This window comes from Neptunomonas sp. (assembly GCF_016744175.1).
Classification (GTDB): domain Bacteria; phylum Pseudomonadota; class Gammaproteobacteria; order Pseudomonadales; family Balneatricaceae; genus Neptunomonas.
In genome coordinates this window covers 46681-58022 of record NZ_JADGEV010000026.1, presented here as the reverse complement: position 1 = coordinate 58022, position 11342 = coordinate 46681, and the positions used below count along the sequence as shown (strand labels likewise).

General features: G+C 40.3%; 16 protein-coding genes. All 16 read right to left on the bottom strand.

Going from position 1 to position 11342, the window contains the following annotated elements; translation table 11 throughout:
• Nucleotides 1–140: 140 nt before the first annotated feature.
• The 16 genes from QZZ55_RS12780 to QZZ55_RS12705 all read right to left on the bottom strand — a co-directional run bounded on the left by QZZ55_RS12780 (nt 141) and on the right by QZZ55_RS12705 (nt 11203).
• Entirely contained in the window at nt 141–581 is a 441-nt protein-coding gene (locus tag QZZ55_RS12780; protein WP_293267724.1) for a phosphate-starvation-inducible PsiE family protein, read from the bottom strand.
• Nucleotides 582–1193: 612 nt separating this feature from the next.
• Nucleotides 1194–1439: a hypothetical protein gene (locus tag QZZ55_RS12775; protein WP_293267723.1), complete on the bottom strand. Its 246-nt coding sequence runs from the start codon at nt 1437–1439 to the stop codon at nt 1194–1196.
• A gap of 241 nt (nt 1440–1680) precedes the next feature.
• Nucleotides 1681–1845, bottom strand: a complete 165-nt coding sequence (locus QZZ55_RS12770) for a tyrosine-type recombinase/integrase (protein ID WP_293267727.1) — start codon at nt 1843–1845, stop codon at nt 1681–1683.
• Nucleotides 1845–2306 (bottom strand): hypothetical protein, encoded by a 462-nt coding sequence (locus tag QZZ55_RS12765; RefSeq protein ID WP_293267722.1) that lies wholly within the window; start codon nt 2304–2306, stop codon nt 1845–1847. The genes QZZ55_RS12770 and QZZ55_RS12765 overlap by 1 nt, the downstream gene beginning before the upstream one ends.
• A gap of 121 nt (nt 2307–2427) precedes the next feature.
• Complete coding sequence (locus QZZ55_RS12760; protein WP_293267726.1) at nt 2428–2592, bottom strand: tyrosine-type recombinase/integrase; 165 nt, start codon at nt 2590–2592, stop codon at nt 2428–2430.
• Nucleotides 2592–3053 (bottom strand): hypothetical protein, encoded by a 462-nt coding sequence (locus QZZ55_RS12755; protein ID WP_293267722.1) that lies wholly within the window; start codon nt 3051–3053, stop codon nt 2592–2594. The genes QZZ55_RS12760 and QZZ55_RS12755 overlap by 1 nt, the downstream gene beginning before the upstream one ends.
• Nucleotides 3054–3174: 121 nt before the next feature.
• Nucleotides 3175–4161 carry a tyrosine-type recombinase/integrase gene (locus tag QZZ55_RS12750; protein WP_293267721.1) on the bottom strand — a complete coding sequence of 329 codons (987 nt, stop codon included), beginning with the start codon at nt 4159–4161 and terminating at the stop codon, nt 3175–3177.
• A gap of 34 nt (nt 4162–4195) precedes the next feature.
• Entirely contained in the window at nt 4196–4492 is a 297-nt protein-coding gene (locus QZZ55_RS12745) for a hypothetical protein (protein WP_293267720.1), read from the bottom strand.
• A gap of 138 nt (nt 4493–4630) precedes the next feature.
• A complete protein-coding gene (locus tag QZZ55_RS12740; protein WP_293267719.1) occupies nt 4631–5911 on the bottom strand; it encodes a hypothetical protein in 1281 nt (426 codons plus the stop codon).
• A 146-nt stretch (nt 5912–6057) separates the two neighbouring features.
• On the bottom strand, nt 6058–7356 hold the full coding sequence (locus QZZ55_RS12735) for a hypothetical protein (protein WP_293267718.1): 1299 nt from the start codon (nt 7354–7356) through the stop codon (nt 6058–6060).
• Nucleotides 7353–8426, bottom strand: coding sequence for a zonular occludens toxin domain-containing protein (locus QZZ55_RS12730; protein ID WP_293267717.1), 1074 nt, complete (start codon nt 8424–8426; stop codon nt 7353–7355). Before QZZ55_RS12730 ends, QZZ55_RS12735 begins: the two co-directional genes overlap by 4 nt.
• Entirely contained in the window at nt 8426–8758 is a 333-nt protein-coding gene (locus tag QZZ55_RS12725) for a hypothetical protein (protein WP_293267716.1), read from the bottom strand. Before QZZ55_RS12725 ends, QZZ55_RS12730 begins: the two co-directional genes overlap by 1 nt.
• Nucleotides 8758–10122 carry a hypothetical protein gene (locus tag QZZ55_RS12720; RefSeq protein ID WP_293267715.1) on the bottom strand — a complete coding sequence of 455 codons (1365 nt, stop codon included), beginning with the start codon at nt 10120–10122 and terminating at the stop codon, nt 8758–8760. The genes QZZ55_RS12725 and QZZ55_RS12720 overlap by 1 nt, the downstream gene beginning before the upstream one ends.
• A 67-nt stretch (nt 10123–10189) precedes the next feature.
• Nucleotides 10190–10444, bottom strand: coding sequence for a major coat protein (locus tag QZZ55_RS12715; RefSeq protein ID WP_293267714.1), 255 nt, complete (start codon nt 10442–10444; stop codon nt 10190–10192).
• Nucleotides 10445–10587: 143 nt separating this feature from the next.
• On the bottom strand, nt 10588–10764 hold the full coding sequence (locus QZZ55_RS12710; RefSeq protein WP_293267713.1) for a hypothetical protein: 177 nt from the start codon (nt 10762–10764) through the stop codon (nt 10588–10590).
• Nucleotides 10765–10894: 130 nt separating this feature from the next.
• Nucleotides 10895–11203 (bottom strand): hypothetical protein, encoded by a 309-nt coding sequence (locus QZZ55_RS12705; protein ID WP_293267712.1) that lies wholly within the window; start codon nt 11201–11203, stop codon nt 10895–10897.
• Nucleotides 11204–11342 lie beyond the last annotated feature (139 nt).

Sequence of the window (11342 nt, the reverse complement as noted above, 5' to 3'; positions counted from 1 at the left end):
GGATTAGCGGACGCGGGTTCGAAACCCGCCACCTCCACCAAAATACAATGACAAGGGCCTGTTTTTACAGGCCTTTTTCATGTCTGGCGTTTAAGAATTACTGCATGTGTCGAAAAAGTGTCGAAACGATAAGCGCAGAGTTATGCTTTCTTAGCTCTGTAACTCGCTTTTATAAGTGCATAACAGCCACCTAAAGCGATAATGATAATACCTAAGCCGATGATGGCTAAGGGCTCATATTTATCTAGATCCAGTAAGATCACCTTTCGCGAAACTGCTATAACGGCAACTAATAGAACAACTTCTGCATGTATCACATTATCTTTGAAATACATTTCGACTGTTTCTATCAGCTCGAACCCAATCAGAATGATGAAGAAGAAGCCAAAAATTCTAAACAATTCATCTATTTCAAGAAAAAGCACATCATCTGTTGGATCAAATAAATCTAAATAAAGAATTATCCCTAGCTCCACTATCGCTATAGCGACAATTAATGTCATCAGAATAAGAACAATAAACGACATCCACTTTTTTGCCGAATGAATTAAAGAAACAGATTTATCGATGCCTTCAGCCATGTGTTAGATCTCCAATTTATGCATAACAGCCTGTTTGTGTGAAGAATAACGTACTGATTATTCATCAACATAAGCCAATGAACCCTATCTTGTACGTATAACTTCACTCATCAGATTCAATTTAAATGCATATAGTGAAAAATCAAAACATAAAAGTGCACAACGCATGGTTTTCTTAACTGATTGGATACCTATAATCCTTTGTAATATGACCTGTGCTCGACTTCAGACAAATTGATTAGAGCTATAACAGCTGTTTTATTAGTTTTTCCAGTCACAAGTAGGTCGGTTATTGTGAGAATCTAAGCATCAAACGCTTACAAGTAGGTAAATATTAAATAATGCAAGATTCTAAACCCGCCACCTCCACCAAAATACAATGACAAGGGCCTGTTTTTACAGGCCTTTTTCATGTCTGGCGTTTAAGAATTACTGCATGTGTCGAAAAAGTGTCGAAATTAATCAACGAATTCCAATTTATAATATAACTTCCACACTAAAATTAGATAAAATAACGCACTATATGATTTTAGTATTTAGGGATATTTCGAAAGGAACTATTTCTAACAACACTACCAATCATCAAACAGCCAAAACTACCGCTCTATTTAATCAGTCACCACCACCGCAATCACCACCACCGCTATCGCTGCTGCAACTACTGCTGTGACCGATATCACCGGCACCAGAGTTACCAGTTGTACTATTGTTATTCCTTGTAGATGAATAAAAAATCATGGTCACTCCAACAATACATAAAATCACACTCATCATATTGACATTTACAAGTTGAAAATTATTATTGCTATAGCCCAAAAATATAAAAAAAAGACCAATAACCAGCCTAAATATCTTCATGTTATCTCCCTGACAACCTAGCCATTAATTAGATTACTTCAAACCTCAGAGCTTTCAATAATCAAGCTCGTTTTCTGAACGGACACATTACTAGAAACAAGAAATAAATTCATATTAAACCTTGATAATAATTTGGTTGTTATGCAAAAGCCATACAGCCCCAAACAACATTCATTATAATCAGCACTAGTCCCACGAAGTAGCGAAACACACGCCATCTAAGCAACCTTGCTTTTCTACTTCAAACCATCGGGTTGTATTTAATTGCATCGTTTAAGAAGTCAGGACACAAGTGTGCATAACGCATGGTTGTCTTAACTGATGAGTGACCTAGAACCCTTTGTAACGTGACAATGCTCCCACCATTCATAACAAAATGGCTAGCAAAGCTATGTCGTTTTAGTATTACTTTGCTTTAAGCGCTTTTGTAGCCCATAGATAGCTAGCTAGCAAAACCGTTGCTGAATCACTTTCGAAAAACAACCACCCTTGTGCTTCCACTTTTTCTTTTAACTCAGACAGTTTTTCGAATTTTATGATGTTTTCAGTTGAATGCTCAATTTTCAAGTCACGAAAATTTGGATTGAGCGATAACGCTTCTTCAAAGTAATCTTTTGCGGCGAACAGTTTCTTTTTGCCTGACAGTTTTGCTTTATTAGATGTAAGAGCAATTATCTTTTGTTCGAAGTCTTCATCTTCTACGCCCTTGATACTAATACATGACAGGTTTTTAGCTATGAGTTCAATGTCGTTTTTTAAAGGAGATATAAGGGAAATGTCACACACTTTTGGAAGCCACAGCGGAGATAGAAGCAACACCGGAGATAGAAGCAACACCAAACAAAGGATATTAATAAATATAATCACACAACCTCCCTATAATGCTAACAGTATACTTATGATGGCTATATTATCATGAATCTCTACAAGTGCTTTTAAGGTTTAATATAGATCGCAACCCACTGATATATAGTACAAAAAACCAACTTCAACTCATGGGATTATATTTAATAGCATCATTTAGAAAGTCTGGGCATAGGTGAGCATAACGCATGGTTGTCTTAACTGATGAGTGACCTAGAACCCTTTGTAACGTGACAATGCTCCCACCATTCATAACAAAATGGCTAGCAAAGCTATGTCGTTTTAGTATTACTTTGCTTTAAGCGCTTTTGTAGCCCATAGATAGCTAGCTAGCAAAACCGTTGCTGAATCACTTTCGAAAAACAACCACCCTTGTGCTTCCACTTTTTCTTTTAACTCAGACAGTTTTTCGAATTTTATGATGTTTTCAGTTGAATGCTCAATTTTCAAGTCACGAAAATTTGGATTGAGCGATAACGCTTCTTCAAAGTAATCTTTTGCGGCGAACAGTTTCTTTTTGCCTGACAGTTTTGCTTTATTAGATGTAAGAGCAATTATCTTTTGTTCGAAGTCTTCATCTTCTACGCCCTTGATACTAATACATGACAGGTTTTTAGCTATGAGTTCAATGTCGTTTTTTAAAGGAGATATAAGGGAAATGTCACACACTTTTGGAAGCCACAGCGGAGATAGAAGCAACACCGGAGATAGAAGCAACACCAAACAAAGGATATTAATAAATATAATCACACAACCTCCCTATAATGCTAACAGTATACTTATGATGGCTATATTATCATGAATCTCTACAAGTGCTTTTAAGGTTTAATATAGATCGCAACCCACTGATATATAGTACAAAAAACCAACTTCAACTCATGGGATTATATTTAATAGCATCATTTAGAAAGTCTGGGCATAGGTGAGCATAACGCATGGTTGTCTTAACTGATGAGTGTCCTAAAATCCTTTGTAACGTGACAATGTTCCCACCATTCATAACAAAGTGGCTAGCAAAGCTATGTCGTAGTACATGGGTTGCCTGACCTTCAGGAAGCTCTATTCCTGTTTTGTCCAGGACACGCCTAAATGCACCAATAGCACTAGTAAACGGGCCACACTTACTCCAATGCTTATGCAGTCTATTTGCTAGGTTTTCTGAAATAGGAACTGTTCTTGCCTTACCATTCTTTGTATCTACAAAAGTTACCTGGTTGTTTTTTACCAGTGACGGATTAAGACCTTCAGCTTCAGACCATCTAGCACCCGTTGAAAGACAGATTTCAATCAGCAAAAGTAAGTGGGGATTTACATTGTAAGCAGCTCTATCTTCGACAGCCGCTAACAATTCATTAATCTCATCCTTGTTTAACCAGGTAAGTTCTCTTTCTGGGACTTTCAAAGATCTAACTTTTTCTAACGGATTTACATAGTTCAATTGTTGTAGGGCTATCAATTCGTTAAACACAGCTCTGATATACGTCAGTTCGTTGTTGAGCGTTTTAGGTTTCAAACCTAGATTAGCTCGTTGCTTTCTATAAACAAGGAAAGAAGAAGACGTTAACCGAGAAGCTACTGGGTTTCCTAAATCATTACTTAATCTAATCAACGCATGGAGTCGCCGTAAGCCATCCTTAAGCGTATGACCGTGCAGCTGATACCAGAGATCAACGATATCAACTAATGAACGCTTATCCGAATTAGGATTTACCCATTCATCATTACTAGAGAATTTCGATAAGATCAGTGCTTCATAACGTTTGCAGTCAGCCTTAGTATCAAACGTTTTACGGAACCGCTTACCTTTGACTGGTTCGATATCAACTAGCCACCGGCCATTAGTTTTTTGCTTAATCATTCATTAACCCCACTTCAATCGTAGAGATATTGCATTACCCACTTTTAAAGCAGCGAATTTTATCCAAATGAAACTTACGTTTACCAAATAAGGAAACCTTATATACACCACTATCAACATAACGAGCTTTTCGAGAAAATTTATTACTCTTGCCATCAAAAAAATCACACTTAACTCGTTTTTTCCCAGACAACAGCAACCGTAACTTTATAGAAGGAAGACCATCATCTTCAAAATAAGAATGAGAAAGAACAATAACGCTCTGACGAGGACCCGCAAATACACCGGTAGCCATGAAACAAACAAGCAAGACAACGAATCCCTTTTGCATAAAACACCCAAATACGAAATGAAAATAACAATTATTACTATTCGCAAATAGAAGTAAACACTTTAAACAGTGAAACCTAGGTAATATGCATGAACCGACCTTTAGGTCTTACGCTTAACACCCTGAACATAGAAACTACTAACCCCACTTAGATCGCATACGCCTTTCTAACAAGGCATCTTGGAACCACCTATAGAAATCTTCAAACGTCATACCTTTATCAGAGAGGTATCCGCAGATTTCATCCCAGAGAGGCATCTTAATAAGTGATTTAATGGCTATATGTGCTTTGGTTTTGTTCCTGGCATAAATAGAGATCATGTTCCCAAGCATCATGCCTATATTGCGTGCATTATCTCGCCCTGGTTCTTTGTAAACGCGCTTATATTTAGCGTCATCATGAGCTTGTCTGAAATTTGCATCTTGTGTGAACTTTGTCCAAGTAGGATCAAACCAGTTTTCGTTATACATAAACTTGAATTGATTCATGGAGTAACGCCACAAAGCCCCCAAGTGTTGATAAACATCATGATAGGACTTCATAGAACTCGCCTTTTCACCGTCTAGCCTGAGTAATCCCTCATGAAATTGATTGATAACACTATGATGAAAACGCATCTCTAAGCGTCTTACAGGCTTATCAGGATCATATTCAGAGAAGCATAGAGGAGTAGCAAACTCACCAGACCAGGCAGACTTAAAGAAATCAGCCTTATCCATCACAACCATTTGTTTAGTCTTGTCATAATTAGAGAATTGAACAGAACTTACAGAGCCAAAAGTCATGGTCTCATTATCGCCGTATGTCGCTGTAACCCCCGCCATAGTGTACTCAGCAGACTCAATACCATCATAAGAAACACGTTTAGAAGAACGGCAATGTAATCGTTGCATGAAGTCTTTAGGAACGTCCCACCCCTGTACATCTACCGCTAAATGTATTGCAACGCCCTGGTAACTAAATTCACCTTCCGTTAGTTCAGAAACAACACCATCCATCCACGCTTGAACTACATCAACCTGGTAACGTAATAGCATTCCAGGTGAGCATTCTATTTTTATGTGGGTTCCTTCAAACTCCCCTTTCACTGATCCAGACTTAACGAATACGATCATACCTAGTTCGTTATTTTGTAATCGATATTGAAAACGAGAAGCACCACCAGACCCTAGAATAAAATCGAAACCGTTCAATTGGACCTTTTGAACAGTTGATCTGTGTGTAAGGATTTTATTCTCAAACTCAGACAGCCAATTTTGATCAAGCGTACAACGATATAGCTGTCTAACTGTATCTACAGAGGACATGATCACATTTATATCTGATAAATCAGTCTGAAAGTCTTGGCCAATAAAAACATCACCAGTATTGGATTCAGAAAAATCATAAGAACTAACTCTAGTAGCGTGGTTTTTCATATCTCACCATACGAAATTGATTAAAATTGTTTAAATATCATCCAACACACAGGTAACGGGTATAGCTAAAGGGTTATATTTCACGTGTTACAGGGGTCGTGACCCTGCAACACATGAGCCCTGCCGCCGCTGCGCGTCAGCAATGCTCATGTGTTGATGAGTGTTGTCTTTATAAAAATTGATAATTTCCTTTGATTGCTTTTATTTTTGCGGTCTTTGAATGCATAGCCCAATATTGGAATGTCTTGAAGAACGGGGATTCCCATCTTATTCAGTGTTTTTTCATCAATGATAAGCCCGCCTAAATAGACCATCTCACCATCTTTAACAGTGATAGACGTATTCATGGTTCTATTATTGGTAATAAGGTCAGAAGCCACTGTATCTGTGCTGATAGAGCCGGTCGTCATACGTACCGTCAGCGTAATATCATCTTTATAAATCTGTGGCCTGACGCTAAGACTCAAACCCACATTCTTACGCTCGATGGTATTCACGGTACGACCTTCATCATTCACTTGTTGAGTAGTTATAAAAGGAACTTCCTGACCAACATCGATATTGGCATTTTGAAGATCAAGGACACGCAAAGACGGTGTAGAAAGAACCCGACTTGTGTCATCGCTGTTTAGTGCATTGAGCAGTGCTTTTATGGATGCGCCAGAGCTGTACGAGATACCCAGTCCGGGGACGGTAAAAGCCGTTGAAGGACTGACACCAAAGTCTACTTTAAGGCCTTCGAATAGCTTTAGGTTACGAAAGTTAAAGCCGAGCGCCTCTTGATGTAGATCTGATGTTTCATAAATGACAGCCTCTACTAAAACCTGCTTTTGTTTAATATCGAGCTGCGAGATTAAACGATCTATTTTAGGGTGTAGATAGGAAGGAACAGTCACGACCACTGATTCATTTAACGCAGATGCATACGCTGTAAAAGAAGGTAGCTCATGTGCAAACTTCAAGCTTTCTTCAGTCTGCATCGTGGGAAGAACTGACAAAAGAGTTTGCGTCACATGATCAAGATTAGCGCTTGAGACTCTATAAACCTGAATACTCATTGGATAATCGAATGGTTCAATGACATCTTTTGTTGAACCTGGAGGCACCTGCATTAATCTCGGGTCAGACATAAGAAGGTTTGACTCAACACCCGATTCTTCAGAAACCAGATACACACCGTTTACATAAGTAATTGATAAATTCGATGAGATAAGAACGCTTTCAAGTAACGCGAGAGGTTTAAACTTTTCTGCATCTTCTATATTCAAATTCAGCTTGGTATCTATGCCCTCTTGATAGATAAATGACTTGCCCGTTTTCTTTGTAACCCAGTCGGTCAACACACGAATAGAACCATTGGTAATAATCAATGATTCGGCATGTGCCACACCTGAAAAAGACATAACTACCAGCAGGGAACATATGGCGAATTTAACAGAACTCATAATGCACCCTCTTTGCAGTGGATATCGACAGGTGACCGTTTAGTTTTATTCGTTAGCTGGATATAACAGCGGTCAACACTGAATACATAAATACCGGAGTTGATCAGCTGAGCCGAAGAAAATGACTCTTTGCCATTGGTGATGCTGTAAGTGGTATGTTCACCAGGTAACTGTGTATAGCCATTGATCCAGTAATCCTTATAGATACTGGCATTGGGTAGAGGCTTCTTTTCTTCTAGTACAGGTTCTATCAAATCACTGACGCCATAAAAGGTGCTGATTAGTAAGCCCAGTAATACGCCGGAGAAGATGAGTGGAAAACGTTTGTACTTTTTCAAATAAATCTTGGTTAACCGCATAATAGACCCCCACGTATGCTTATAAGGTTTGCAGTAATACACAGGCGGCAAATACGAAAAGACGGCTTGTTCGGATGAGTCCTGCAGGAAGATTTGTTGTGTGTTGTAAGCGCTGTAAAGATCCGTTCCTACCAGCGTCCATGTTTCAGACTTAATGCCGTTATGACTTGTCCCCATCCTGACAACAGCGTTATGGATCTTAGGCAGTGGCAACCGCTTACCCGTGATCAGCTTGTAGAAGAATCCAAGAAAGGGAATGTGTAGACGATCCAGACGAGTACAGTAGGCGACATACTCAGCCACAGAATCACGCGCTTGTTTATCAATCAGCGAGATATTCTGAACAATGATGTAAATGTCCCAACCGAGTTTTCGGGCCATCAACAGAAAATTAATGATGTCTTGTCGACCCTTGGCATTCCAATTACGGGTGTTAAACCAGATCCCGCACTCATCTAAGAACAAGGCACCATTTTTAGTTTCGTCTTTGGTGTTGTTGCCTCGGCCAATGGCTAATAAATCATGAGAGGTAGGACGATCAGGAATACGAAAGGCTTTTACTGTTTTGCCTTTAGGTCCGACGATATATTTCAGGTTAATGTCTAAGTTCGATGCCACTGTTCGGCATTCAAACAGGTAATCTCTCATGATTTTAATCGCCATGAGTGACTTACCTGAGCCCAGTTTTCCCGTGATGAAATAGACAGCCATTAGAAATACCCAAAGGCTGGTTTAGCCAATTTGTTTTTAATGCCTAATAGGAAGTCGCCCATATGAGCCGTGCCTATAGCAGATAAACAAACAGAAGTTTGCCATGGTAAGAACATCGCAAAAGCGGGTTTTACATACGCGGGTACGACAATATAAAGTCCGTTAAATGCGAGCGTTATTGCCGCGGCAAATGCGAGCCAAAAAATCGCTACCAATGCAAAGTACGCCATGACTAAGGCGATACGACGAGAATAATACTTTAAGAAAAAGCTAAGAAACTGTGTAGCTATCGTAAGCAGTAAAGAACCGAGTAAAGGGAATAATAAAGGCATTATGTACGTTCCTTTCCGTTGTTATAAACGATGTAATAGATATGCAGCATGGTGTAAATGACAAAGAGCCAGCCAAGAATTTGGCGAATGGGGGCGGCATCATCGCACGTGAATTCAGCCGTCACATCGTTATTTTTAACGAACGTTAACGGCAGACAAGCACCACCAAGCGGCAACATATTGGGGAAGATCTTGTCAAAAACACTATTAAGAAAATCGCCTTGCGTACCCGTTTGTTCATCAATAACGTCTTGTGTCTTTTCGTTCGCATCTTTTTGTAAATCGAAAAGCTTTGAATCCGCAATAGCAGACAGTCCATCTGCAAACTCGATATCATCATTAAAAAAATCTATCGCTTTCTTTGTGTTCTCTTCATCAACTTTTATCTTTTCCTCTTGCAGCTCCTGTAAGTTATCTTGTCGCTCAGTAATGGCCTTCATTGCATTATCAAACTGTGCTGAACACACAAATTGTGTTGGATCACACGTACCGGGATCTAAATCAGTTGGGTTATGTCCTAACAACCCAGAACCAGAGCCGGAGCCAGAGCCGGAACCAGAATTACCGCCGACTGTTGCTCTACCTGTGCCCGTTCCACCCGTACTATTTCCATTAGTATCAGGCGTGGTTGAAGGCGTATTCCCATTGGTATCAGGAATGTTTGTTTCAGCCTGACCCGCCGGATCAATATCACCTAAGTAAGTGACATCGGTAACAGGAATTACATCAGGAATAAAAGGGTCTACATCATCGGGCGCATCAGGGGGTGGTGTTCCAATATCACCAATAGGAATAATGTTGTGATCAGAAGGAAACGACGCTTCAGCACTGCCAGAAGAACCGTCTTGAATACAACCAATACCCGTGAGTCGGTAATTAACTTTATAACCAACACCGATACCCCATGCATGGCGCTTAGCCCAGCACGTCGTACCATTAATAGGGATACAGGCCTCAGGAAATCCGGGTCTTGCATCGTAATAAGAAGACACTATTTTTCCTGACTCACAACGATCACTATCGCCCATAGGAAAATCATCAGGACCAAAAACAGGAAGTGTATCGTCGATAGGATCGGGGGTAGGATCTGGATCGGGATCTGAGTCAGCTGATGAGGTGCCGTGCTGCGTGCCTGTCTCATCAATATAACACGTGAAATAAGTATTTAATTTGGCGCTTACTCTATCCCAAGCACGATATGTCCTGCCGCCATACGAGGTATTTGTTAATGAATACCCTGCAGAAATACAGGTGTCATAATAATTATAAGTTTTATCGAGTAGCGTTCTGGTTGCCACTAAGGCAGCGTGAGATGAGCAAGATACAAAGACGAATAAAAATAGGAAGTACTTAGAATATCTCATATAAAAACCCCAAAAAAAGGAGGCCCGAAAGCCCCCTCTGTTATGGACTGCTTAGCATCGTGAAATGTTAGGTCGCAGCATTTGAAGATTTTTTGAACAGCTTGATACCAATGAAGCCCACAACAACGATAGGAACGATGCTCCATGCCATCGCAAGCAAATCGTTAATCTTTAGCGTGATAGCATCAGCAGCTGCTTGTTCTTCTGCTGATAAGGCCGCATGAGCCCCAAGGGACATAAGAGATAGTGAAGTAGCTACACCCGCTTTAGCGTAAGCAGAAGAGGACAAGCTTTTAGCTTTTGTATAAGCATTCTTAAACATGAATCACCTGTATTAATTACTGGATGTTGCGGTTTCAGAGAGACGTTGAAACCAAAGTTGCCCGAATCCCCAGCCGTAGCCGAGAATGGCCGCCATCGAGTAATGAGACAGCACGTCATAAAAGGTTATATTTGCCCAATCAATCATCGTTGCCCCCCTCGAATAGATGCCAAGAAAAAGATGACGAAAAACCCGCCTGCGTAAAGCAGGCTGTAAAGTCGATCAAAGTCTTCAGGACTTAGGTTCATAATTGCTTCTCTATTAGGTTCAGAGCGTTCAACCCGCATGAACCGCTCTGATTGTTGCCAGTCCTGACCCATTCAGGACCTGACGAACTCGGTTGTTATCTATCAATTTATTGCGTCACATGGCCCTTAATAACTCGCAGTGATTGCGGTTTTTCAGATGAGTAAACAGCGACTCTCTGAAAACGGCCCGCTATCTTCACGACTAGGCTTTAGCAGTTTGAGAAACCTTTTCTTGTTGACCAGAGAGGACAGGCATAGCGCCAATAACGTGGTATTTCATTGAGTCTTTTGCGCCAACCTGGACGTTGCATTTAAGATCGAATTTCGCGGGGAATTTAACGCCGCGAAGGTTATCCACAACGCCGTATTCAGCGGTAAGTTTCATAACAGGGCAACCGATACGGTCGTCTTCTTCGATCATGTCGCCAAGTGTGTAGATCTGAGCGCCTTTATTACCGTCAAAGTCGTAACGTTTGGCGGCTGTGACGATTACTTGCATTGAGATTTCCATGATATTCACCTTTAATTTGAGAATTGATAAACGCTGTTAGTGTGGGGCGTTTGAGGAGTCCGAACTTTTCATAGGACAACGGGCACCAGCTAGACCAGGAAACTAAACACAGGTGCACTGGTTGTAGTTTCAGTTCGTT